This window comes from Agromyces ramosus (assembly GCF_004216665.1).
GTDB lineage: Bacteria > Actinomycetota > Actinomycetes > Actinomycetales > Microbacteriaceae > Agromyces > Agromyces ramosus.
The window spans coordinates 338,364-361,458 of sequence record NZ_SGWY01000001.1 but is presented as its reverse complement, the minus strand read 5'-3'; the positions used below and the strand labels follow the sequence as shown (position 1 = coordinate 361,458).

The following is a 23,095-nucleotide window of genomic DNA, read 5'->3' as shown; positions in this document are numbered from 1 at the left end:
CGGGCCGTTCCGACGAGTGGTCAGCGGCTCCTGCCGAAGGTGTGGCCGGCGAGCGTGCGGATTCCCAAGCCGTCTCGCGCGGCGAGCGCCGAGGGGATGCGCGTCAGCGCGTTGACCCGGCTGGAGAGGTGGAAGCGGGCCGCCCTGGCGGCCTGGTGCCATCCTCGTTCCTCGAACTGCCGCGCGAGCTGGACGAAGAACGCACGCTCCTCGACGAAGCGGCTCCCGTCGACGGCCTTCCACGACGAGACGCTGCCGGCGTGGCGGCGGTAGTCGAACTCGACGGTGTCGTCGACGATCAGCGACCCGCCGGCCTGGCACAGGTCAAGGACGAGCGCGAGGTCCTGGACCACCTCGTATCCGTCGCGGAATCCCGTTGCTCGGGTGCGAGGGCCGTGCCAGGCGACCGACGGGAAGTTCATCCAGTTGCCCCGTGTCACGCTGGTGGCCAGCTGCTCCCCGGAGAGGCGGATGGGTTGCCGTGCACTCGGACGGTAGAACGCCTTCGCCGAATCGACCATCGTGCGCACGACCTCGCCGTCCTCGTCGATGATCCGCACCCCCGGGTGCAGCATCGCGGCGTCGGGGAACTCGGCGGCGAGCGATCGCATGTGCCGGACGTAGCCAGGATGCAGCACGTCGTCGCACCCGAAGATGGTGAACCAGTCCGCAACGGACCGGTCGACGGCTTCCTGGAAGTTCGCGTTGATCCCGACGTTCGCGGCGTGCCGCACGTACTCGATCCGCTCGTCGCCGAGGCCGACGAGCCACTCGCCCGCGCTCGGATCCGGGTAGTGGTCGTCGATGACCACGAGGCGCCAGTCCTCGTCGGTCTGGTCGAGTACGCTCCGCACCGCGATGCGGAAGTGGTCGACGCGACCGTAGAACGGCATCATGATGTCGAACGGCATGGGGGTCTCGGCGCTCCTCTGCCCCGTTGACGGGGTTAGCATTCTCGGGTGCCTCAATCCTCCCTCATCCGACAGGGGGTGCTGTCGACCGTCGGCGTGGCCGTGCAGGGGCTGGCGCGATTCGGCTATTCGATCCTCATCGCGCGATTCGTAGGGGCGGAGCCGCTCGCGCTCGTCAACACCCTCATCTCCCTCTCGATCATCCTCTCCCTGCTGTGGCCGACCGCCGCGGGCAACGCGGCCGGGACGTTCCTGGCCCGCGCGCTCCGGAACGGCCGGTCGCCCCAGTACGTGCTCCGGCTGCTCTGGGGATCGACCGCGTTGGCGTCCGTCGCGATCGTCGTCGTGGGCGCGGTCATCGCCGTCGTGTTCATCGGCGCCGATCCGGTCGAGACGGCGGGGATGATCGCGCTCACGCTCGCCTGGTCGGCGTACATCCTCACGCGAGGCGTGCGAATGGGGCTCGGCCAGGTCGGGGCGGCCGCGACCTGGGACGCGATCACCGCGTTCATCAGCCTCGCCCTGCTCGCCCTCGTCATCGCCTCGGGCCAGACCGTGCTCCTGCTGTGGCCGCTGACGGTCGGGTACGCGATCTTCGCCCTCGCGGCGGTGCCCGCGATGCGTCGCGCGGGCCGCGATCGGTCGCCGGACACCGCCTCGGCGTCCGCCGATGTCTGGCACCTCATCGCATGGAACTCCGTCGGCCTGATCGCGAGCAACGGACTCATCCAGTTCTCGATGGTCTTCGCGTTCGCCAACTCGGGCGCCGAGGAGGCCGGCATGTTCGCTGCGGCGATCGCACTGGCGACGCCGGCCTCGATGCTCGCGCAGGCGGTGAGCCAGGTGCTGATCCCCAGGTACGCGCACTGGCTCGAGGAGGATCGGGCGGAGGCGCGCCGGCATCACCTCCGCGTCATGGCGGCGATGACCGGCATCCTCCTCGTCGCATTCGGCCTGGTCGCGCTGGTCGCACCCTGGCTCGTCCCCCTGCTCTACGGTCCCGGGTACGAGGACGCGGTCCCACTGCTCCGCCTGCTCCTGGTCGGCGTCTTCCTCTTCTCGATCGGCTTGATCGCCTCGTCGTTCCTCATCACCTCGTGGCGGACCATGTCCGCGACCGTGGCCGCCGGCATCGGCTCCGTGCTCGGCGTCGTCGTCATGGCGGCCACGTCGGGAGCGCTGGGCGGAGCGTTCGCGGCCGCGTTCGGCGTGATCGTGGGCACCGGGGCGAGCGCGCTGCTGTCGGTCGGCTGGTCGTTCCGACTGCCGCCACGCCCGCCCGAGCGCGCCGAGCGCGGTGTGATCGCAGGCGACGGGGGCATCGACGAGGTCCGTTAGAATATCTCGTCACCCACCGCGAAGGACCCCATGATCACCACCTCCACGATCGAGCTCTCGGTCGTCATGCCGTGCTTGAACGAAGCCGAGACGCTCGCCGTCTGCATCCGGAAGGCGCAGGGGTACTTCGAACGATCCGGCGTGGTCGGCGAAGTCGTCATCGCCGACAACGGCAGCACCGACGGATCGCAGGAGATCGCCCGCGAGCTCGGCGCCCGCGTCGTCGACGTCCCCGAGAAGGGCTACGGCAGTGCGCTGATGGGGGGCATCGAGGCCGCAGTCGGCGAATACGTCATCATGGGCGATGCCGACGACAGCTACGACTTCTCCGACCTGGACCCGTTCGTCGAACGACTCCGCGCCGGTGACGACCTCGTGATGGGCAACCGGTTCCGCGGCGGGATCGAGCCCGGGGCGATGCCGCCCCTGCACAAGTACCTCGGCAACCCCGTGCTCTCGTTCGTGGGTCGCCTGTTCTTCCCCTCCCAGATCCGGGACTTCCACTGCGGCCTGCGCGGATTCAAGCGCGAGTCGATCCTCTCGATCGGCCTCATCACCACCGGCATGGAGTTCGCGAGCGAGGTCGTCGTGAAGTCCACCCTCGCCGGACTCAGGATCAGCGAGGTACCCACGACCCTCGCGAAGGACGGTCGTTCCCGTCCGCCGCACCTCCGCAGCTGGCGAGACGGATGGCGCCACCTCCGGTTCCTGCTCATCTTCAGCCCGAGGTGGTTGTTCCTGTACCCGGGCGCCGTCGCCTTCCTGATCGGGCTCATCGGCAGCGTCATGCTCGCGTTCGGTCCGGTCGAGGTGGGCTCGGTCGGGTTCAACGTCTCGACGCAGGTGTACCTCTTGGCCCTCACGATCGTCGGCTACCAGGCCGTGCTGTTCGCGCTCCTGGCCAAGCTCTACGCCCGACATGAGGGGTTCTTCATCCCACGCAGCGCCGCGTTCGAGCGATTCGCGGAACGCGCGACACTGGAGTCCGGCGCGCTCGTCGGCACCGCCCTCTTCATCGCCGGGTTCGTCATCGGCGTGCTCCAGTTCGCCGCGTGGGCGGCGGTCGGCTTCGGGGGCCAGGACGTGGTCGACACGGTGCGCCTCGCGATCCCCGCGGCGCTGCTCATGATCCTGGGTGTGCAGACGATCATGGCGGGGATGTTCCTGGGCATCCTCTCGGTGCCGGTGCGACGACGCTGATCGTGGCCACGACGGTCTCGGTCGCGCTGGCAACGCGCAACGGCGCGCGCTTCCTCGGAGCGCAGCTCGAGAGCATCCTCGACCAGTCGCGTCCCGTCGACGAGATCATCCTGTCCGACGACGCCTCCTCGGACGGCACCGTGGAACTGGCGATCGGGCTGCTCGACGATCGCCGCGCCTCGGGCGCCGCTGCCCCTGCGCTCGTCGTGCTCCGCAACCCCGCGCCGCTCGGTGTCACCGGCAACTTCGCGCAGGCGCTGCTCGCGGCATCCGGCGACGTCATCGCCCTGGCCGACCAGGACGACGTCTGGCACCCCGATCGCATCTCGCGGGCCCTCGCCGCGCTCGAGCGCCGCCCCGCCGTCGAGCTCGTGGCGGGCGACGCGCGCCTGGTCGATGCCGAGGGCGCCGACCTCCACGCCTCGCTGTTCGCGACGCTGGGCGTGGACGCCGCGGTGCGCGACAGGCTCGAGTCGGATGCCGCCCTCGACGAGCTGCTCAAGCGCAACCTGGTCACGGGTGCCACGACGATGGTGACGCGCTCCCTGGTGGACCGCGCGGCGCCGTTCCCCGCGTCGTGGGTGCACGACGAATGGCTCGCGGTCGTGGCCGCCGTCGGTGGCGGGATCGCCGTCATCCCCGAGCCGGTGATCGACTACCGGCAGCACGGCGCGAACCAGATCGGCGTCGAGCGACTCGGTGCCGGGGGGAGGCTGGCGCGCCTTCGCGAGCCCCGCACGGATCGCAATGCGAAGCTGCTCCGCCGTGCAATCGAGCTCGCCGACCGCCTGCCCGCGATCGCGGACGAGCCGTCGCACACGGAGGCCGCGGTGCGTGGAAAGCTCGCCCACGAGGTGATGCGCGGAGCCATTCCCGCCGCACGCGCGCGCCGCATCGCACCCGTCCTGCGTGAGTGGCGTTCCGGCGCCTACGACCGATTCGGGCGCGGCGCGCAGGACGTCCTCCGCGACCTCGTGCAGCCGGTCTAGGACCCGGCGCAGCCGCTCCGGGAGGAGCAGACGCTCCACGGATCCGCGCGGCAGGGCAGCGAGGCGAGGAGACCCTCAGACTCACCGCACCCCATTCAGTACGATGAGGTGGCCCGCCCGCCGTACGACAGGACCCCGACATGCCGACTTCCACCGATGCGATCGAGCTCTCGATCGTCATGCCCTGCCTCAACGAGGCCGAGACGCTGGCCGTGTGCATCGACAAGGCGCAGGGCTACCTCGCACGAAGCGGCGTCGTCGGCGAGGTGATCATCGCCGACAACGGCTCCACCGACGGTTCCCAGGACATCGCGCGTGCGCACGGCGCCCGCGTCGTCGACGTCCCGGCGAAGGGGTACGGGAGCGCCCTCATGGGCGGCATCGAAGCAGCGCGGGGCGAGTACGTGATCATGGGCGACGCCGATGACAGCTACGACTTCTCGAAGCTCGACCCGTTCGTCGAGCGACTCCGCGCCGGTGACGAGCTCGTGATGGGCAATCGTTTCAAGGGCGGCATCGCCGAGGGCGCGATGCCCCCGTTGCACAAGTACCTCGGCAACCCGGTGCTCTCCTGGATCGGTCAGGTGCTGTTCAGGTCGCCGATCGGGGACTTCCACTGCGGCCTCCGCGGATTCAACCGCCGATCCATCCTGAACCTCCACCTGCAGACCACCGGCATGGAGTTCGCCAGCGAGGTCGTCGTCAAGTCGACGCTCGGCGGCCTCCGCGTCTCCGAGGTGCCGACGACGCTCGACAAGGACGGCCGCAGCCGCCCGCCGCACCTTCGCAGCTGGCGCGACGGCTGGCGCCACCTCCGGTTCCTCCTGATCTTCAGCCCGCGCTGGCTGTTCCTGATCCCGGGAGTCGTCGCGTTCTTCGTCGGATTCCTCGGCGCCTTCCTCCTCGCGATCGGTCCGGTCGAGCTGGGTGACGTCGGGTTCGACGTGTCGAGCCAGATCTACCTCGCGGCACTCGCGGTCGTGGGCTATCAGGCGATCCTGTTCGCGATCCTCACGAAGATCTACGCGCAGCACGAGGGGTTCAACATCCCCCGCTCCCGGAACTTCGACCGACTCGAGAAGCGCATCAGCCTGGAGAGCGGTGCGCTGGTGGGCCTGTTCCTGTTCCTCGTGGGGCTGGGCATCGCGATCTGGCAGTTCTCGGTGTGGGCGGCATCGGGGTTCGGGGCACAGGACCCGTCGTCGACCCTCCGCACCGCCGTGCTCGCCGCCCTGTTCATGATGCTCGGGGCGCAGACGATCATGGCGGGCATGTTCCTCGGTGCGCTGAAGGTCGGGCTCCGACGGGAGTGACCCCGACGGGAAGACCCCGCCCGGAGCGAGTCAGCCGCCGGGCAGCTGCTCGATCCGCTCCACCGTCGGGGGCGGCGGCCGACCGGTCGCCAGCGCGTCGCGCCAGCTCATGTCCCGTGCCGCCTTCACGGCGCAGACGACGAGCAGCATCCAGCCGCCTTCGCCGAGGGCGAAGCTCTCGGCGAAGCTCGTCACCGCGATGACGACGAGCATGAGCGCCGGCCAGACGTACACGACGCTCCGCCGCGTCGAGGCGAGGAGCCAGGCTCGCACGAGGGCCACCCCGACGAGGCCGACGAACAGGAGCAGGCCGATCACGCCGACCTGGAAGTAGACATCGATGTAGGCGCTGAGCGCGGACGAATGCGGCCGGCCGGTCGCGAGCTCGATCCAGGTGTACGGCGCGGCATCCGGCCAGAGCCCCACCCAGCCCCATCCCTGGAGCGGGTTCAGGTTGAGGTAGCGGGAGAGCTCCCGCCAGACGTCGAGGCGCACGTCGAACTCGGCACGCGCGTCGAGGAGCTCGATGATCCGGATGCGGAAGATCCATGCGGTCACCAGGACCACCACTGCAGCGACGAGCAGCGCGATCTGCCACCGCCAGCGCGTGGCGGGCGTGGCGCGGCGCAGGCCGTAGAGCGCGGCCAGGGCCAGCAGCGAGACCCCGAGCGCCGCCCAGGTCGTCGGCGATCCCGACAACACGAGGCACAGCGACGCGAGCACGAGCGATCCGATGGCACGCCCCCGCGGCACGATCCGGGTGCGCCACTCCACGACGAAGGTCAGGAGGGCGATGAGGGCGACGAAGCCGAGCAGGTTGCGTGACCCGAACAGCCCCTGGATGGGCCCGAGCGACGCGAGGTCGCCCTGGATCCCGAGGATCGCGAGCGGGACGTCGAGCAGGATGCCCGAGAGCACCTCGAGCGCGAGCGACGCGCCCAGCAGCACGCGCATCACGTCGCCGAACGCGCGCACGATCTGGATGGTGTCGCGCATGAGGGCGACGTACACGCCGAGGAAGGCGAAGGCGATGAGGTAGACCACCCGGATCGCCGTCGCGCCGGGGAAGTTGCTCCAGAGCACGGATGCCGCGCACCACCCCACGAACACCAGGATCGTGATCGGCAGGATCCCGTACCACTCCACCGCCCGCCACCTCGCGATGAGCGAGAGCACGCAGAGGGTGAGGAGGCCCGCGAGCGCGGCGAGCAGGCCGGGCCATCCGATGAGGCTCCGCACGGCGTGCGTCGAGAACGCGAACCCGACGACCAGGAGGGCGAGTGCCTGGGCGAACCGCGCGGAACCCGCGAAGTCGCGCAGGGCGCGGGCGAGGTGCCCCCCGGCGACGGGATCCGTCATCGCCGCCCCTCGGGCGGCGGCATCCGGGATGCGGGGACGGGCGGCGGCTCTGCGGGAAGGGGCTCGGCCGCCCACTGCCGTTGCTTCGTCGACCACGCGATCGCGATGAGCAGCAGCCAACCGCCCTCGATCAGGATGCGGCTCTCGGCGAGGCTCTGGCCGAGGAGGGCGACGAGGAGCAGGAGCGGCACGAGCGCGGCGGCGGAATGGGGGAGCGGGAGACCCGCGTCGTCCCTCGGCCGGTCGACGGCCAGGAACCACGAGCGCCACAGCGCGCCGACGGCGATCGAGGCGAAGGCGACGAGGCCGACGATGCCGAGCTGCATCCAGACGTCGAGCCACGCGTTGTGCGCCTGCAGGTACTCCACGCCGTTGCGCACCGCGAGCCCGTCGAACGGCTCCACCCATGGCTGCCAGTAGCCGATCCACCCCCAGCCGAACCACGGGCGCTCGAGCGCGAGGCCGATGACGGCGTTCCAGATGTCGAGGCGCCCGGTCAGGTCGTCGCTCTTGCCGAAGACGGCGAGCAGGGCGTTCCAGAAGACGAGCAGCAGGGCTGCGGATGCCACGAGGGCGCCGGCCGCCGCCCAGTACACGCCGCGGCGCCGGTCGGGTCCGACCTTCCTCGCCCACAGGGCGAAGCCGAGGGCGACGAGCACGACCACGGCGACGAGGATCACGGTCGCCGATCGCGTGAGGAGCATGACCGCGCCGGCGACGACGAGCCAGCCGATGCCCTGCGCGCGCCGGATGCTCCCGGCCGCGAGCAGCGAGCCGAAGACGATCAGCCCGAGCAGCGCGATCATGCCGAGGAGGTTGCGGCTCGCGACGATGCCCTCGATGGGACCGCCCTGGAAGAGCAGCCCCCGCGACCAGAAGAACGCCATCGGCGCGTCGTCGCCGTAGTCGGTGAAGTTCGGCGCCACCGGCTCCCGCACGAAGATCGCGACCCACAGCTCGAACAGGATCGAGAGCGCGAGGATCCACTTGATGGCGCCGCCGACCGCTCGGACGATCCGCGTCCACGGCACGCACAGCACGAGGGCCACGGCGACGAGGGTCGTGGACAGGGTGATCGCGAGTCCGAGCAGGGTCGCCGCGGGGTAGTACGACCACGCGAGGGACGCCGTCGCGATGATCAGGAACGCGATGGTGGACTTCGGCACCCGCCGCCACCGCCATGCGGGGCGCTCCGCGACGAGCAGCGCGACCGCGCCGCCGATCACGACCGCCGCGACCGCCGCGAACCCCCACCAGCCCAGCAGGTTGCGCCAGAACTGCCCGGCCAGCACCGTGAACAGCGCGAACGTCGCGTAGGCGCCGATGAGCGTGCGACGTCGGCCGGTGGTCATGGCTCCAAGGCTATCGCGCGCGCGGTCGCCGCCAGGTGACGGATGCCGCGCGCTGCATGGGGCGCGGCATCCGTCTCGCGGCTCACACGAAGGCGGCCCTGCCGGTGATGCTGCGGCCCACGATGAGGGTGTTCATCTCCTGGGTCCCCTCGTAGGAGTAGAGCGCTTCCGCGTCGGCGAAGAACCGGGCCACGTCGTAGTCGAGCACGATGCCGTTGCCGCCGACGACCTCGCGTGCCCACGCCACGGTCTCGCGCATCCGCGCCGTCGCGTAGGCCTTCGCGAGCGCGGAGTGCTCGTCGCGCTGCTCGCCGCTGTCGAGCATCTCCGACACCCGGATCACCATGCCGAGCGACGCCGTGATGTTGCCGAGGCTCTTCACCAGGAGGTCCTGGATGAGCTGGTGCGAGCCGATCGTCTTGCCGAACTGCACGCGCTCGCCCGCGTACGTCAGGGCCGCCTCGTAGGCGCCGACCGCCGTGCCGACGGCCGCCCAGGCGACCTCCGCGCGGGTCAGGCGGAGCACGGCGGCGGTGTCCCGGAAGGAGTTCGCGTTCTGGAGCCGGTGGGACTCGGGCACGACGACGTCCTCGAGGGTGATGTCGGCGTTCTGCACCATGCGGAGGCTGACCTTCCCCTCGATCTTCGTGGCGTGGTACCCGGGGGTGCTCGTCGGCACGATGAAGCCCTTGACCTGGCCATCCGCGAGGTCCTTCGCCCAGATGATCGTGATGTCCGAGAACGTGGCGTTGCCGATCCACCGCTTGGAACCGTTCAGCACCCAGGTGTCGCCGTCGCGCCGTGCGGTGGTGCGGAGCCCCTGCGCCGAGTCGGAGCCCGAGAGCGGTTCGGTGAGGCCGAACGCGCCGACGATCTCTCCGCTCGCGATCCTGGGGATCCACTCCCGGCGCTGCTCGGCCGAGCCGCAGATGCTGAGCGTGCCGTTGACGAGCCCGTTCTGCACGCCGACGAACGTCGCGACCGACGGGTCGACCCGGGCGAGCTCCATCGCGATGAACCCGCGGAAGACGGCGGAGTTCTCGAACGGCTTCGTCTCGTCCCATGCGAACGAGTAGGCGCCGAGCTCGGCGAGCGGCTTCACGATCTGCGCCGGGAACTCGGCACGATCCCAGTAGCCCGCGACGATCGGCCGCACCTCCGACTCGAGCCAGGCGCGGAGCTCGGCGATGGCGGCCAGCTCCCGGTCGTTGAGAAGGGATTCGTACGAGTAGAAGTCGCTCGCGAGCGGCTCGAACGTCATGATGCTCCAATGCGTCGTCGGATCCGTCGAGCCTAGGGCGGGACGCGGCGGGCGATGAAGCCGTTGGTAGTTTGGACCCAAAGTCTGGGAAGGGACCACCGAGGATGTTTGTGACGATCGGCAACAGCCCGCGCGAGTACGCCTGGGGCTCCACGGCCGCCATCGCGGAGTTCCGCGGTGTCGCGCCCTCGGGATCGCCCGAGGCGGAGCTGTGGCTCGGTGCGCACGCCGGATCGCCCGCGATCGTCGTCGACGCGGCATCCGTCGGTCACGCCGACCTCGCCTCGTGGATCGCGGCGGCCCCCGAGCAGGCGCTCGGCGCGCGCCTCGCCGACGCCGGCCCGCGGTTGCCCTTCCTGCTGAAGCTCCTCGCCGCCGCCGAGCCGCTCTCGCTGCAGGCGCACCCCACGCCCGAGCAGGCGCGCGCCGGGTTCGCCCGGGAGGAGGCCGAGGGCATTCCGATCAACGCGTACGACCGCAACTACCGCGATCCGTTCCACAAGCCCGAGCTCATCGTCGCCCTGAGCGAGGAGTTCGACGCGCTGTCCGGCTTCCGCCCGCTCGACGAGGTGTCGGGCGTGCTCGCGGTGCTGCGGGCGGCGGATGCCGCGCAGGACGAGCCCGAGCCGGGGGCGCTCGACCTGCTCGCGGCACGGCTCGGCACGCCGGATCCGCTGCGCGACACGGTCGAGTGGCTCCTGCGCGACGGACGGGGCGGCGACACGGGCGAGGCCGCATGGGTCACCGAGCGGATCACCCTGCTCGCGGCATCCGAGCCCGCCCGCAGCTCGCCGTACGCGCTGTCCTTCGAGACGGTCGGCGCGCTCGCCGAGGCCTACCCCGGCGATCCCGGCGTCGTGATCTCGCTCCTGCTCAACCGGGTGCGGCTGCGCCGCGGGGAGGCGCTGTACCTGGCCGCCGGAAACATCCACGCCTACCTCGCGGGGCTCGGGATCGAGCTGATGGCTGCGAGCGACAACGTGCTCCGCGGCGGGCTCACGCCGAAGCACATCGACGTGACCGAGCTGCTCGACGTGCTCGACTTCACCCCGATCGCACCGCCGCGCCTCGAGCCCGAGCCGGTGGCGCCGGGCGTGGTCGCGTTCCGGCCCGACGTGCCCGACTTCGTGCTCTACCGCGTCGAGGCGGATGCCGCAGGGGCCGACGCCCCGGTCGTGCCGCTCGACGGCCCGGCCATCGTGCTCGCCGAGGGGGGCGAGGTGCGGCTCCGCGGAGCGGGCGGCGCCGCGTCCGTCGCGCGCGGCGACGCCGTCTACGTCACGCCCGACGAGGGCGGGCTGGCGGTCGCGGGGGATGGGATCGCCTGGATCGCCACGACCGGCTCGCCCGCGGCATCCGCCGACTGACGACGCCGCTCAGCGGGCCCGACGGTCAGCTCGCGGCGCGCAGGCCGAAGAGGCGACGGTACTGCGTCGGCGTCGTCTGCAGCACCTTCAGGAAGTGGTGGCGCATCACCGCGGCCGCACCGAACCCGGTCTCGCGGGCGACCTCCTCGAGTGAGAGCGAGGTCTCCTCGAGCAGCTGCTGGGCGCGCAGGAGCCGCTGGCGATTGAGCCACGCGTTCGGCGTGGTGCCGGTCTCGGCGCGGAATCGGCGGGCGAACGTGCGGGGCGACATGAGCGCCTTGCGCGCGAGCAGGTCGACCGTGAGGTCGTGGTCGAGGTGCTCGAGCATCCACTCGGTGACCTTGGCGAACGAATCGCTCTGGCATTCCGGCACCGGCGTCTGGATGAACTGCGACTGTCCGCCGTCGCGCTGCGGCGGCACGACCATGCGGCGGGCGACGATGTTCGCCGCGCTCGCACCGAGTTCGGTGCGCACGATGTGCAGGGCCGCGTCTATGCCGGCCGCGGTGCCGGCGCCCGTGACGACCTTGCCGTCCTGCACGAAGAGGACGTCGGGGTCGACGTCGGTCTTCGGGAACAGCTCGGCCATCCGGTCGGTGTACATCCAGTGGGTGGTCGACCGCCGGCCGTCGAGCACGCCGGCGTAGCCCAGCGTGAAGGCGCCGGAGCACACCGAGAGCACCCAGGCGCCCCGGTCGACGGCGTGGCGGATGACGTCGAGCACGCGTTCGTCGGCCGGCGAGCCGACCAGCGAGGCTGGCACGGCGACGAGGTCGGCCTCGTAGGCGAACTCGAGTCCCTCCTTCACGACGACGTCGAATCCGAGCTTCGTCGGGATGGGGCCGGGGTCGGCGGCCACGACGTGGAAGTCGAACGTGGGCCCGCCGTGCTCGCGGCGATCGATGCCGAAGACCTCGCAGATCACGCCGAATTCGAACGGCGCCATCTGCGGGAGGGCGATGCAGGCGATGGTCTGGAGCACGGAATCCTCCGGATGGCAGGAATAGGTCGTTTGGTGGCTACTCTGCCACTTCCGGCAGGATGTCGCAAGGAGTACATTAACTGCCATGACCACGATAGTGTTCCTCGTCATCGCAGGACTCGCCATCTGGGGCGTCCTCGCCACGGTGCTCCGCCTGGACACCGACGGCTACGGCCGCCCTGAGATCCGGGACCGCAACCGGCACGCCGAGAACCTGCCGACTCGCACGGTCTGACCGGGCCTCGAGTCGCGCCGATGGCGTGCGCCCTCCCGAGCCCGCGGAGTCCGGCCGCTCGACCGTCGCGCAGGGGCGTGAGCGCCGCGACCGACCCTCCCGCCTCCCCGATACCATCGGGTTGAGCGTGCGGACCTCCCGCGGGCGGGAGGCGGGAACATGAGCTGGCTGGTCACCGGAGGCGCCGGGTACATCGGGTCGCACGTCGTGCGGGCGTTCGCCGAGCAGGGCATCGACACCGTCGTGGTCGACGACCTGTCCTCCGGTCGGCACGCGTTCCTCCCGCCGCGCACCCCGTTCGTCCAGGGGACGATCCTGGACGGGCCGGCGCTCGAGGCCGCCATCCGCCACCACGACGTCCAGGGCGTCGTGCACCTCGCGGGCTTCAAGTACGCGGGCGTCTCCGTGAGCCGCCCCCTCCACACCTACCAGCAGAACGTCACGGGCACGGCGACCCTCCTCGCGGCCATGGAGTCGACGGGCGTCGATCGCATCGTGTTCTCGTCGAGCGCGGCCGTGTACGGCACGCCCGACGTCGACCTCGTGACGGAGGCGACGCCGCAGCGCCCCGAGTCGCCGTACGGCGAGTCCAAGCTCATCGGCGAATGGCTGCTCGCCGACCAGGCGCGCGCCACGGGCCTGCGTCACACGAGCCTGCGCTACTTCAACGTCGTCGGGTCGGGCACCACGCGGGTGTTCGACCCCAGTCCGCACAACCTCTTCCCGCTCGTGTTCGACGCGCTGATCGAGGGGCGTACGCCGCGCATCAACGGCGACGACTATCCGACGCCCGACGGCACGTGCGTGCGCGACTACATCCACGTCGCCGACCTCGCCGCCGCGCACGTCGTGGCGGCCCGCAGACTCGACGCGGGCGAGCCCCTCGAGCCCGTCTACAACCTGGGCTCCGGCGACGGGGTCTCGGTCGGGCAGATCATGCGCGCGGTGGCGGCCGTCACGGGCATCGAGTTCGCTCCCGAGGTCGGCCCGCGCCGCGCCGGCGACCCCGCCCGGATCGTCGCCTCCGGCGAGCTCGCCGCACGCGACCTCGACTGGCGCATGCGCCACTCGCTCGCCCAGATGGTGGAGAGCGCATGGGAGGCCCGCCGCGCCGCGCCCGACGCCTGATCCGGTCCACGCGTCCGTCCGCGAGCGTGATCGGCGACCCGAAGGTAACGTCTGCGGAACGCCGTCGGCGTGTCGCGAGCGCGATGAAGCCTCGACGGCCGCTTGAGGGTTTACGATCTGCGACTTGACTCTCACGAATTACACCGGTGTAATTGGTCGTGACACACCCTCTGGGTGGTCGGTACAACTGGGTGGGAGACGATATGGGCAATCCTGAATATCGTTCTGGAGTACCTGACGATTGGTTCGTCGATCCGGTGAGGCTGGGCGTTCCGGGGGTTCGGCAGGGGGCCGGCGACGACAATCCGCTGGCATGGCAGAGCGACGCGCTGTGTGCGCAGACCGATCCGGAGGCGTTCTTCCCCGAGAAGGGCGGCTCCACGCGGGACGCGAAGAAGATCTGCACGGGATGCGAAGTGCGCGGGGAGTGCCTCGAGTACGCGCTCGCCAACGACGAGCGATTCGGCATCTGGGGCGGGCTCTCCGAACGCGAACGCCGCAAGCTCCGCAAGCGCGCGGTCTGAGCCTCGTCCGACGCGACACCGACGTCGCGTCGGACCGGCGCGCCGGCCCTGAGGGGATCCGATCGTTTCGTGGCGCGCCCGGCCGGGTTGCGGATGCCGCGCCGGGGGCCGCTTAGGCTGGCCCCGATGTTCCCCAGAGTCACCGCCGTCCTCGTCGTTCGCCACGGCGGCGACCATCTCCGGCGCACGCTCGACGCGATCCGTGCGCAGGTGCGCACACCCGACGCGCTCGTGGTGGTGCTCGCGCAGGCCGACACGGAGGCGCGCGCGCAGAGCGCCGCCGCCGGCGCCACCCATGTCGTGTCGCTGCAGGAGCCCCTCTCGTTCGGCGAGGCCGTGCGAGCGGGCGAACGGGTGCTCGACGCGCCCGCATCGGAGGCGGATTCGCTCTGGCTGCTCGCCGAGGACTCCGCGCCGGAACCCGAGGCGCTGGACGCGCTGCTCGCCACGCTCGAGACGGCGAAGTCCGTGGCCGTGGCCGGTCCGAAGCTCATGGAGTGGGACGAGCCGGGCCGAATCGCCGGATTCGGCCGTACCGTCACGCGCCTCGGCCGCAGCGTCCCCGTCGTCGCCGGCGAACTCGACCAGGGCCAGCACGACGGACTCAGCGATGTGCTCGGCCTCGATCCGGCGGCCATACTCGTCAGGCACACCGTCTGGCAGTCGCTCGACGGCCTCGATCCCGCGCTCCCGACCGTCGACGACGGCCTCGACCTCGGCGTCCGTGCACGCCTCGCCGGTCATCGCGTCGCCGTCGTGCCCGCGGCGCGCGTGCGGTTCGCCGCCGACGGCGTCGCGGGGCCGCCCGACGACGGACGGGCGCGCACGCGTCGCCGCAACACCCGCGCCGCGCGCGCTGCCGCCCTGCACCGCCGCCTGGCGTACGCGCCGGCGCCCGCCGTGCCGTTCCACTGGCTGAGCTTCCTCCCGCTTGCGATCCTGCGGTCGATCCGGCTGCTGCTGGTGAAGCAGCCCGGCGCCATCCCGGGGGAGTTCAGCGCGGCGCTGGCCACCATGGTCTCCGGCGTTCGGGTCGCCCGCGCGCGTCGCGTCCTGGCATCGTCGCGGACGGTGGGCTGGTCGGCGATCGCACCGCTCCGGCTGCAGCCCGACGAGGTGCGCCGCCGGCGCCAGGCCGCAGCCGAGGCGCGTCGCACCAGGGCCCGGGGGCGCTCGCACGAGCTGCAGTTCATCGGCACGGGCGGCGGGTGGGTGCTGCTCGCGACCGCCGCCGCATCCGTCGGGCTGTACTCGTGGCTGATCGGCTCGGTCGGCGTGGGCGGCGGTGGGCTGCTGCCGCTCTCGGGCTTCGCCGAGCTCTGGCGCAACGCTGCGTACGGCTGGCGCGACATCGGCACGGGATTCGTCGGCGCGGCCGACCCGTTCAACGGCGTGCTCGCAGTGCTCGGATCGTTCACGTTCTGGGCGCCGTCCTTCGCCATGGTGCTGCTCTGGCTCATCGCCATGCCCGCCGCCGCGATCGGCGTCTGGTTCGCCGCCTCGCGGCTCACCGCACGCGGATCGCTCCGTGCCGTCGCCGCGATCCTCTGGGTCGCCTCCCCGCCCTTCCTCACGGCGCTCGCCGAGGGCCGGCCGGGCGCCGTGATCGCGCACGTCCTGCTCGGCTGGCTTGCGTTCGCGGTGTTCGGCGCCGCCACGTCGTGGGCGGCGGCGGCCACGGCCTCGCTGCTCTTCGCCGCGGTCGTGGCGGCGGCGCCCAGCCTCGCTCCCGCCCTCATCGTCGGCTGGATCGTCGCGCTCGCGGTGAGCGGCCGCGCTGCGGTGCGACTCGCGGGGTTGCCGGTCCCCGCCCTCGTGCTCGCCCTGCCGCTGATCGTCGAGCAGGTGGGCCGCGGCACGCCGTTCGGACTCCTCGCCGATCCGGGCCTGCCCGTCGGGGGCGCGCAACCGACCGCATGGCAGCTCGCCCTCGGACTGCCGAGCGGTGGATGGGGCGGCTGGGACGAGCTCGTGACGGCGACGACGTCGCTGGACCCGCGAGTCGTCGCCACCCTGCTCGTCGTGCCGCTCGTGCTCGCCGCGCTCGCGTCGGCTTTCGCGCCCGGGTGGCGCCGCGCCGTGCTCGCCCTCGGCACCGTGCTGCTCGGCTACGCCACCGCGGTCGCGGCCACGCTCGTGTCCGTCGCCATCGTGGGACCGCAGGTCGTGCCCATCTGGGCCGGCGCCGGATTGAGCCTCGCCTGGCTCGGGCTCGTCCTCGCCTCGGTGTCCGCCCTCGACGCGCTCCGACGCGGTGCGGCCGCCGTCGGTGCACTCGTGGTGGTCGTGTCGCTCGTGGCGGTGGTTCCGCTGTCGTTCGCGATCGCGACGGATGCGGTGCCCCTGGCCCCGGCGAGCGAGCGGACCCTTCCCGCCTACGTCGTCGCCCAGGCGGAGGCCGATCCGCGCGTGACCACCCTGCGCATGGAACCCGAGCCCGACGGAGGACTGCGAGCCACGCTGGAGCACGGCACGGGCATGACCCTCGACGACCAGTCGACGCTCGCGCAGACCCGGACGGAGCTGACCGACGAGGAGGTGCAGCTCGCCACGGTCGCGGGGAACCTCGCGTCCCGCAGCGGATTCGATCCCGAGGCGGCCATGCGCGAGTTCGGCGCCTCGTTCGTGCTGCTGGCGCCGGCGCCCGACGGCCGTGAGGCCACGCAGACGGAGGCGAGGGCGCGCACGGCCCTCGACGGTAATTCCGCGCTCGTCGCGGTGGGCGAGACCGAGATCGGCGCGCTCTGGCGGTTCGCGGCCGCAGAGCCGGATGCCGCGGCGGCCCAGGTGCCCGACGACGCCGGCGGGTGGCTCGGGGCGCTCATCACGACGATCCAGGTGATCGTGATCGGCGCGGCCCTGCTGCTGTCGATCCCGACCGGCGCGGGACGCGAGGCCGACCGGCGAGCACCGCGGCGGATGCCCCGGCGGCGCGGTGCCGCAACCGCCGCCGCCGCTGCCGGTGCTGCCGCCTTCGGCGCCGGTGCCGGTGCCGGGCCAGTCGAGCCCGTCGACGATGCGGGCGGCGATGGCGATGGCGATGAGGATGCCGCCGAGGCCGCCGCATCCGTCGACGACGCATCCGTCGACGACGCCTCGGACGACGACGTGGGATCGCACGCCACCGGCACCGAAGCCGCGTCGGAGCCGGTACCCGACCCGGCAGCCGACGCCGAACGCGAGCGCGAACCCGACGCCGAGCCGCGGGCGCACCCGAAGGGGGACGACGATGCGCATTGATCGCAAGCGGGCGCTCCGTCTCGGCGGGCGCGCGGCAGGATTCGTCGCCGCGGCCGCGCTGGCCGTCGGCACGGTCGCCGCCGCCGCGCTGGTGCCGTGGCCCGAACACCGGGCGGATGCCCCGTCGGTGCTCGTGCAGCCCGCGGAGAGCCGTCAGCAGCGAGTCTGCCCCGGACCGCTGCTCGCCCTCGGCGAGGACGCAGCCGCCGCGACGACCGCATCGTCGGTCGGCTCGGCCGACGTCGTGACCGCGGCCGAACCGGCCGACGCCGTGCTCGAGGAGGTCCCGCTCGCGGCGCCCGGCAATCCCAACGCGGCCGAGGACGGCGCACCGGTCGCCGTCGCCGCCGAGCCTGGCGGCGTCGCCGCCGGCATGCTCGCCGGTGCCCAGTCCCAGGGCGTGTCGACCGAGACGCTCGGCGGATTCGCCGCAGCCGCGTGCGGCGAGGCCGTCGCGAACGCCTGGCTGGTGGCCGGGGCGACCAACCTCGGCCGCAGCGGGCTCGTCCTGCTCTCGAACCCCACCGCCGTCGCCGCGACCGTCGACGTGCGCGTGAACGGGGAGGCGGGGCCCGTCGAAGCGCCGTCGGCGCTCGGCATCATCGTGCAGCCGGGCAGCCAGCGCGTGCTGTCGCTCGCGGGCTTGGCTCCCAACCTGACGTCCCCGGTGGTGCACGTCACGAGCACGGGCGGCGCGATCGCGGCGAGCCTCGAGACCTCCGTGGTCGTCGGCCTCGCTCCGGCCGGCATCGAGCTCACCGGCGTGACCGCCACCCCCGCGACGAGCCAGGTGATCCCGGGGCTCGTCGTGCCCCAGTCCGGCGGCGTGGAGGCATCCGAGGACCACGCCGAAGGCGACGACTTCCCGGCGGTCCGGCTGTTCGCGCCGGGGGAGGGCACCGTCGACGTGTCGATCGGCGTGGTCCCCGAGTCCGGCAGCGGCGGCAACACCATCGAGGCCACGCTCCAGCCCGGGAGCGTGACGGACGTGCCGCTCGGCGTGCTCGACGAGGGCTCCTACACGGTGCGCATCGAGGCCGACCAGCCGGTGGTCGCCGCCGCTCGCACGACCGTCGGCGGCGCGGAGGGGCAGACGGATGCCGCGGCACCGTCCGACCTCGCCTGGACCGTCGCGACGGCGCCCCTGCTGGACTCCGCCGTGATCGCCGTGCCGCCCGGTCCGTCGCCGACGCTGCACCTCTTCAATCCGGGTGGCGCCCCGGCGACCGTGACGCTCGTCGAGGGCGGCGCGGAGCGGACCGTCGACGTGCCGGCGGCGGGAGCGCTCTCGGTCTCGCTCGGGGGCGCGTCATCCGTGGCACTCACGGGCACGACGGGGCTGCACGCGACGGTGTCGCTCGCCGGCGACGACGAGCTCGCCGCGTTCGGGATCCAGCCGCCCGGCCCGCTCGACTCGCCCATCCGCGTCTACCCGAACTGATGCGGGCGTCGCCGGCGGACCATGCCGGCGAGGACGCGCTCAGAGGTGGCGGTAGCGGCCGGGCGCGAGCTCCCACGGATCCTTGTCGAGGAGTTCGGCGACCGCGCGGAACACGCAGCTCTCGACCAGGAGCTTCTCCTCGCGATCCTCGCCCTCCTGGAGGCGCAGGAACCGCACGATCGGCAGCCGGTAGAACGTGATGCGCCGCTCGTCGTGCATCACCTTCCACCGGTCGACGTGGTCGCCGTGGATCGCCTCGGCGGGACCCTGGGCCACCTCGAACACGACGCCCTCGAGTTCGGGCCAGAGGCCGCGCAGGTAGGCCGCGGTCGTCGCGACCGTGAAGTCGAACTCGTCGAGGCGGGTGCGGATGGGTTCGAGGTGCGGCCCGGTCACCGCGGAGCGCATGCCGCGGCCGTGTCGGTCCCGGGCGAGCCGCCTGGGGGAGCGAGGTGTGGCGACACGACGGGAACGGGGCATGCCCTCCATCGTAATGTCCGCATCGCTCGCTACTCTGGTGGAGCCATGAGACGTTGTTCGCGAACCGCATGCACCGCCGAGGCGGTCGCGACCCTCACGTTCGACTACGCCGACTCGATGGCGGTGCTGGGCCCGCTCGCCCTCGCGCGCGAGCCCAACGGCTACGACCTCTGCAGCCGTCATGCCGAGCGCACCTCCGCGCCGGTCGGGTGGCAGGTCGTGCGGCACGTTTCTCTCGGTGGGGTACATTTCAAGGCATGACTCCCGCTGCACCCTCCCAAGCTCGCGCGCGCCTCGACGCGATCGTGAAGGCCTACGACGTCCGCGGCATCGTGGGCGAGGGGCTCACCGAGCAGTCCGTCGAGGCACTCGGTGCGGGGTTCGTCGACGAGGTGGGCGCCGCAGGCGGCACGGTCGTCGTGGGGCACGACATGCGCGACTCCTCGCCCGGCTTCGCCGCGGCCTTCGCCCGCGGCGCCACCCGACGGGGTGCCGACGTCGTGGCCATCGGGCTCTGCTCGACCGACGAGAGCTACTTCGCCTCGGGGTCCATGGACGCCCCGGCCGCGATGTTCACCGCGAGCCACAACCCGGCCGCCTACAACGGCATCAAGTTCTCGCGCGCGGGCGCACAGGGCATCTCCCTGGACACCGGCCTCGCCGCGATCCGCGACCGCGCCGGCGACTACCTCGACGAGGGCATCACGGACGCCGCCACCCCGGGCACGATCAGCACCGCCGACGTGCTCGCCGACTACGCCGCCTACCTCCGCTCGCTCGTCGACCTCAGCGGCATCCGGCCCCTCAAGATCGTGGTCGACGCCGGCAACGGCATGGGCGGACTCACGGTTCCCGCGGTGCTCGGCGAGGCCGCCGGCCTGCCCGCCCTGCCGCTGGAGATCGTGCCGCTCTACTTCGAGCTCGACGGCACCTTCCCGAACCACGAGGCGAACCCGCTCGAGCCCGCGAACCTCGTCGACCTGCAGCGCGCGGTCGTGGAGCACGGCGCCGACCTCGGCCTGGCCTTCGACGGCGACGCCGACCGCTGCTTCGTCGTCGACGAACAGGGCGGGGCGGTGAACCCCTCCGCGGTCGCCGCGATCGTCGCGCTCCGCGAGATCTCGCGCGTTCGCGCCGCCGGGGAGGACGACATCTCCGTCATCCACAACCTGATCACCTCGCGCTTCGTCCCCGAGACGATCGAGGAGGCCGGCGCCACGGCAGTGCGCACGCGGGTGGGCCACTCCCTGATCAAGGACCGCATGAAGGAGACGGGTGCGGTGTTCGGAGGCGAGCACTCCGCGCACTACTACTTCCGTGACTTCTGGGGCGCCGACAACGGCATGCTCGCGGCGATGCACCTGCTCGCCGAGTTCGGCGCGCAGGAGGCACCGCTCTCCGAGCTCGCTGCCCGCTACACGCCCTACGCGCTGTCGGGCGAGATCAACTCGGTCGTCGACGACGTGCCCGCCGCCTACACGCGCATCGTCGAGGCGTTCACCGGTCGTGCCGACTTCGACGAGCTCGACGGGCTCACGGTGACGGGCATCACGCCCGAGAGCGAGCCGTTCTGGTGGTTCAACGTGCGACCGTCGAACACCGAGCCGCTGCTGCGGCTGAACGTGGAGGGCGCCGACGCGGCCACGATGGCGGCGGTGCGCGACGAGGTGCTCGGGCTCATCCGCGCCTGAGCGCTAGGCTCGGCCCAGGCCGAGACGATACAGAGCGACGGCGGGGACCAGGACCCCGCCGTCGGCCTGTCCGAACGGCCGTCGCGCACCAAGGGAGGACACGGATTGAACGTTCGTTGGGCAAGGCTCGCACTCGTGGCCGCATCGATCGCGGCGCTGACCGGGTGCGTTCCGGGAGCGGACGCCACGCCGAGCACACCGCCGGCCGGCACCACCGCGAGCGCGACGCCGTCGCCGAGCACCGCGCCCGCGGACGACACCCCCATGCAGTCGCCTCAGGTCCTCGACGATCCATCGACGTGGATCGTCAGCGGCGCGGGCATCGGGCCGCTGAAGCGGGGCGCGGCGTTCGACCCGGCAGCTCCAGGGACAGGGCCGTACGCAGTCGAGGCGACGGCGTGCCCCAATCCCTTGGTGACGTACCTGGAGGGCGAGGGCTTGGCGAACCTGTCGGTCGTCACCGAGGAGGACGGCTCGGCGATCGCGTTCGTGCAGGTCACGAGCTGGGGGACCCCGGGCGCCGTCGTCTCGCCGTCGACCGCCGCCGGCATACGGCTGGGGGCGACCCTCTCGGAGCTGGAGGCAGCGTACCCGGGTATCCAGCAGACGGGGACGAGCAACAACTCGCGGTTGTTCGCGGTCGAGGACTCCGACGGCTGGATCGTCTTCTGGATGGACGACGAGGCGGTCGTGAACATCTCGGCGGTTCCGACGTCGAACGTCCCGTCCGAATTGTGCGGCTGACGCGACGAGTTCCCGCGGTCCTGCGAGAATGGTCCGCATGACGACGCCGCCTGTCACCACCGCCCTGCCCTTCAAGGTCGCCGACCTGTCCCTCGCCGAAGCGGGACGCCACCAGCTGCGCCTCGCCGAGAACGAGATGCCGGGGCTGATGGCCCTCCGCGCGGAGTTCGGCGCGTCGAAGCCGCTCGCCGGGGCGCGCATCGCGGGCAGCCTGCACATGACCGTCCAGACCGCGGTGCTCATCGAGACCCTCGTGGCGCTCGGCGCGCAGGTGCGCTGGGCGAGCTGCAACATCTTCTCCACCCAGGACGAGGCCGCCGCGGCGGTCGTGGTCGGGCCCGACGGCACGGTCGACGACCCGCAGGGCGTGCCGGTCTTCGCCTGGAAGGGCGAGACGCTCGAGGAGTACTGGTGGTGCACCGACCGCATCTTCGACTGGAGCACCGAGGCCGCCGACGCCGGCGCCGACTGGATCGGCCCGAACATGATCCTCGACGACGGCGGCGACGCCACCCTGCTGGTGCACCAGGGCCGCGAGTTCGAGGCGGCCGGCGTGGTGCCCGAGGCGACGGATGCCACGAGCCACGAGTTCCGCGTCGTGCTCGACACGCTCCGGCGCTCGCTGGAGCTCTCGCCCGACCGCTGGACCCGGATCGCGTCCGAGATCCAGGGCGTCACCGAGGAGACCACCACCGGCGTGCACCGCCTCTACGAACTGCACGCCAAGAGCGAGCTGCTGTTCTCGGCGATCAACGTGAACGACTCGGTGACGAAGTCGAAGTTCGACAACAAGTACGGCATCCGGCACTCGCTGCCCGACGGCCTCAACCGGGCCACCGACGTGCTGATGGGCGGCAAGGTCGCGTTCGTCGCCGGCTACGGCGACGTGGGCAAGGGTGCCGCCGAGGCGCTCCGCGGCCAGGGCGCCCGGGTCATCGTGAGCGAGGTCGACCCGATCTGCGCGCTGCAGGCGGCGATGGACGGCTACCAGGTCTCGCGCCTCGAGTCGGTCATCGGCGAGATCGACATCGTCGTGACGGGCACCGGCAACAAGGACGTGGTGCGCCTCGACCACCTGCTCGGCCTCAAGCACCTCGCGATCGTCGCGAACGTCGGCCACTTCGACAACGAGATCGACATGGCCGGACTCGAGTCGCTCGAGGGTGCCGAGCGCGTCGAGATCAAGCCGCAGGTGCACGAGTGGCGGCTGCCCACCGGCCGCAGCGTGCTCGTGCTCAGCGAGGGGCGCCTCATGAACCTCGGCAACGCGACCGGTCACCCGTCGTTCGTGATGTCGAACTCGTTCACGAACCAGGTGCTCGCGCAGATCGAGCTGTGGACCCGCCTCGACGCCTACCCGATCGGCGTCTACGTGCTGCCGAAGCACCTCGATGAGAAGGTCGCCCGTCTGCACCTCGATGCGCTCGGCGTCGAGCTCACCGAGCTGTCGCCCGAGCAGGCCGCCTACATCGGGGTCTCCATCGACGGCCCGTACAAGGTCGACCACTACCGGTACTGACGACGACGGATGCCGCGGGCT

20 protein-coding genes are annotated in these 23,095 nt (G+C 71.8%); 14 read left to right on the top strand and 6 right to left on the bottom strand.

Translation table 11 applies throughout. The annotated features are described in order from the left end of the window. Nucleotides 1–20: 20 nt before the first annotated feature. Complete coding sequence (locus EV187_RS01655; protein WP_130351299.1) at nt 21–911, bottom strand: glycosyltransferase family 2 protein; 891 nt, start codon at nt 909–911, stop codon at nt 21–23. Between the two features lie 48 nt (nt 912–959). Here EV187_RS01655 and EV187_RS01650 point away from each other — a divergent pair, with 48 nt between their 5' ends. From EV187_RS01650 to EV187_RS01635, 4 genes are all read left to right on the top strand, one after another. After that, nucleotides 960–2,249: a lipopolysaccharide biosynthesis protein gene (locus EV187_RS01650; protein WP_130351298.1), complete on the top strand. Its 1,290-nt coding sequence runs from the start codon at nt 960–962 to the stop codon at nt 2,247–2,249. Nucleotides 2,250–2,279: 30 nt separating this feature from the next. Then, entirely contained in the window at nt 2,280–3,449 is a 1,170-nt protein-coding gene (locus tag EV187_RS01645) for a glycosyltransferase family 2 protein (RefSeq protein ID WP_130351297.1), read from the top strand. A gap of 2 nt (nt 3,450–3,451) precedes the next feature. After that, the gene (locus EV187_RS01640; protein ID WP_242609378.1) at nt 3,452–4,438 is read left to right on the top strand and encodes a glycosyltransferase family 2 protein; all 987 of its coding nucleotides are present in this window, start codon (nt 3,452–3,454) and stop codon (nt 4,436–4,438) included. Nucleotides 4,439–4,578: 140 nt separating this feature from the next. Further along, a complete protein-coding gene (locus tag EV187_RS01635; RefSeq protein ID WP_130351296.1) occupies nt 4,579–5,751 on the top strand; it encodes a glycosyltransferase family 2 protein in 1,173 nt (390 codons plus the stop codon). Between the two features lie 30 nt (nt 5,752–5,781). Here EV187_RS01635 and EV187_RS01630 read toward each other — a convergent pair whose 3' ends face one another. From EV187_RS01630 to EV187_RS01620, 3 genes are all read right to left on the bottom strand, one after another. Then, nucleotides 5,782–7,110: an O-antigen ligase family protein gene (locus EV187_RS01630; RefSeq protein WP_130351295.1), complete on the bottom strand. Its 1,329-nt coding sequence runs from the start codon at nt 7,108–7,110 to the stop codon at nt 5,782–5,784. Then, on the bottom strand, nt 7,107–8,462 hold the full coding sequence (locus EV187_RS01625) for an O-antigen ligase family protein (protein WP_130351294.1): 1,356 nt from the start codon (nt 8,460–8,462) through the stop codon (nt 7,107–7,109). The genes EV187_RS01630 and EV187_RS01625 overlap by 4 nt, the downstream gene beginning before the upstream one ends. A gap of 82 nt (nt 8,463–8,544) precedes the next feature. After that, the gene (locus tag EV187_RS01620) at nt 8,545–9,723 is read right to left on the bottom strand and encodes an acyl-CoA dehydrogenase family protein (protein ID WP_130351293.1); all 1,179 of its coding nucleotides are present in this window, start codon (nt 9,721–9,723) and stop codon (nt 8,545–8,547) included. A 104-nt stretch (nt 9,724–9,827) separates the two neighbouring features. Between EV187_RS01620 and manA the strand changes: the two genes are divergently transcribed. Then, complete coding sequence (manA, locus tag EV187_RS01615) at nt 9,828–11,090, top strand: mannose-6-phosphate isomerase, class I (protein ID WP_130351292.1); 1,263 nt, start codon at nt 9,828–9,830, stop codon at nt 11,088–11,090. A gap of 25 nt (nt 11,091–11,115) precedes the next feature. Here the strand turns inward: manA and EV187_RS01610 are convergent, their stop codons facing one another. Further along, on the bottom strand, nt 11,116–12,072 hold the full coding sequence (locus tag EV187_RS01610) for a GlxA family transcriptional regulator (protein WP_130351291.1): 957 nt from the start codon (nt 12,070–12,072) through the stop codon (nt 11,116–11,118). An 85-nt stretch (nt 12,073–12,157) separates the two neighbouring features. On the opposite strand from EV187_RS01610, the gene EV187_RS18255 reads away from it, so the two are divergent. The 5 genes from EV187_RS18255 (at nt 12,158) to EV187_RS01590 (ending at nt 18,640) form a co-directional block, all read left to right on the top strand. Beyond that, complete coding sequence (locus EV187_RS18255) at nt 12,158–12,307, top strand: hypothetical protein (protein WP_165391067.1); 150 nt, start codon at nt 12,158–12,160, stop codon at nt 12,305–12,307. A 159-nt stretch (nt 12,308–12,466) separates the two neighbouring features. After that, a complete protein-coding gene (gene galE / locus EV187_RS01605) occupies nt 12,467–13,435 on the top strand; it encodes a UDP-glucose 4-epimerase GalE (protein WP_130351290.1) in 969 nt (322 codons plus the stop codon). 203 nt (nt 13,436–13,638) lie between these two features. Further along, nucleotides 13,639–13,959: a WhiB family transcriptional regulator gene (locus tag EV187_RS01600; protein WP_130351289.1), complete on the top strand. Its 321-nt coding sequence runs from the start codon at nt 13,639–13,641 to the stop codon at nt 13,957–13,959. Between the two features lie 126 nt (nt 13,960–14,085). Then, nucleotides 14,086–17,199 (top strand): glycosyltransferase, encoded by a 3,114-nt coding sequence (locus EV187_RS01595; RefSeq protein ID WP_165391066.1) that lies wholly within the window; start codon nt 14,086–14,088, stop codon nt 17,197–17,199. Next, nucleotides 17,189–18,640 (top strand): DUF5719 family protein, encoded by a 1,452-nt coding sequence (locus tag EV187_RS01590; RefSeq protein WP_130351287.1) that lies wholly within the window; start codon nt 17,189–17,191, stop codon nt 18,638–18,640. Before EV187_RS01595 ends, EV187_RS01590 begins: the two co-directional genes overlap by 11 nt. A gap of 39 nt (nt 18,641–18,679) precedes the next feature. On the opposite strand, the gene EV187_RS01585 is transcribed toward EV187_RS01590, so the two are convergent. Further along, a complete protein-coding gene (locus EV187_RS01585) occupies nt 18,680–19,048 on the bottom strand; it encodes a hypothetical protein (RefSeq protein WP_341272742.1) in 369 nt (122 codons plus the stop codon). A gap of 117 nt (nt 19,049–19,165) precedes the next feature. Between EV187_RS01585 and EV187_RS01580 the strand changes: the two genes are divergently transcribed. The 4 genes from EV187_RS01580 (at nt 19,166) to ahcY (ending at nt 23,074) form a co-directional block, all read left to right on the top strand. Next, the gene (locus EV187_RS01580; protein WP_130351285.1) at nt 19,166–19,381 is read left to right on the top strand and encodes a DUF3499 family protein; all 216 of its coding nucleotides are present in this window, start codon (nt 19,166–19,168) and stop codon (nt 19,379–19,381) included. Beyond that, nucleotides 19,378–20,811, top strand: coding sequence for a phosphomannomutase/phosphoglucomutase (locus EV187_RS01575; RefSeq protein WP_130351284.1), 1,434 nt, complete (start codon nt 19,378–19,380; stop codon nt 20,809–20,811). The genes EV187_RS01580 and EV187_RS01575 overlap by 4 nt, the downstream gene beginning before the upstream one ends. 414 nt (nt 20,812–21,225) lie before the next feature. Further along, on the top strand, nt 21,226–21,555 hold the full coding sequence (locus EV187_RS01570) for a hypothetical protein (protein ID WP_130351283.1): 330 nt from the start codon (nt 21,226–21,228) through the stop codon (nt 21,553–21,555). Between the two features lie 37 nt (nt 21,556–21,592). Further along, complete coding sequence (gene ahcY / locus EV187_RS01565) at nt 21,593–23,074, top strand: adenosylhomocysteinase (protein ID WP_130351282.1); 1,482 nt, start codon at nt 21,593–21,595, stop codon at nt 23,072–23,074. The last annotated feature ends 21 nt before the right edge of the window (nt 23,075–23,095 follow it).

What these genes read in the sequence shown, in the direction of transcription:
- EV187_RS01590 (WP_130351287.1), top strand. Translation starts at nt 17,189, where the DNA reads ATGCGCATTGATCGCAAGCGGGCGCTCCGTCTCGGCGGGCGCGCGGCA.
- EV187_RS01655 (WP_130351299.1), bottom strand. Translation starts at nt 911, where the DNA reads ATGCCGTTCGACATCATGATGCCGTTCTACGGTCGCGTCGACCACTTC.
- EV187_RS01635 (WP_130351296.1), top strand. Translation starts at nt 4,579, where the DNA reads ATGCCGACTTCCACCGATGCGATCGAGCTCTCGATCGTCATGCCCTGC.
- manA (WP_130351292.1), top strand. Translation starts at nt 9,828, where the DNA reads ATGTTTGTGACGATCGGCAACAGCCCGCGCGAGTACGCCTGGGGCTCC.
- EV187_RS18255 (WP_165391067.1), top strand. Translation starts at nt 12,158, where the DNA reads ATGACCACGATAGTGTTCCTCGTCATCGCAGGACTCGCCATCTGGGGC.
- EV187_RS01620 (WP_130351293.1), bottom strand. Translation starts at nt 9,723, where the DNA reads ATGACGTTCGAGCCGCTCGCGAGCGACTTCTACTCGTACGAATCCCTT.
- ahcY (WP_130351282.1), top strand. Translation starts at nt 21,593, where the DNA reads ATGACGACGCCGCCTGTCACCACCGCCCTGCCCTTCAAGGTCGCCGAC.
- EV187_RS01625 (WP_130351294.1), bottom strand. Translation starts at nt 8,462, where the DNA reads ATGACCACCGGCCGACGTCGCACGCTCATCGGCGCCTACGCGACGTTC.
- EV187_RS01595 (WP_165391066.1), top strand. Translation starts at nt 14,086, where the DNA reads ATGTTCCCCAGAGTCACCGCCGTCCTCGTCGTTCGCCACGGCGGCGAC.
- EV187_RS01580 (WP_130351285.1), top strand. Translation starts at nt 19,166, where the DNA reads ATGAGACGTTGTTCGCGAACCGCATGCACCGCCGAGGCGGTCGCGACC.
- EV187_RS01575 (WP_130351284.1), top strand. Translation starts at nt 19,378, where the DNA reads ATGACTCCCGCTGCACCCTCCCAAGCTCGCGCGCGCCTCGACGCGATC.
- EV187_RS01585 (WP_341272742.1), bottom strand. Translation starts at nt 19,048, where the DNA reads ATGCGCTCCGCGGTGACCGGGCCGCACCTCGAACCCATCCGCACCCGC.
- EV187_RS01630 (WP_130351295.1), bottom strand. Translation starts at nt 7,110, where the DNA reads ATGACGGATCCCGTCGCCGGGGGGCACCTCGCCCGCGCCCTGCGCGAC.
- EV187_RS01600 (WP_130351289.1), top strand. Translation starts at nt 13,639, where the DNA reads ATGGGCAATCCTGAATATCGTTCTGGAGTACCTGACGATTGGTTCGTC.
- galE (WP_130351290.1), top strand. Translation starts at nt 12,467, where the DNA reads ATGAGCTGGCTGGTCACCGGAGGCGCCGGGTACATCGGGTCGCACGTC.
- EV187_RS01645 (WP_130351297.1), top strand. Translation starts at nt 2,280, where the DNA reads ATGATCACCACCTCCACGATCGAGCTCTCGGTCGTCATGCCGTGCTTG.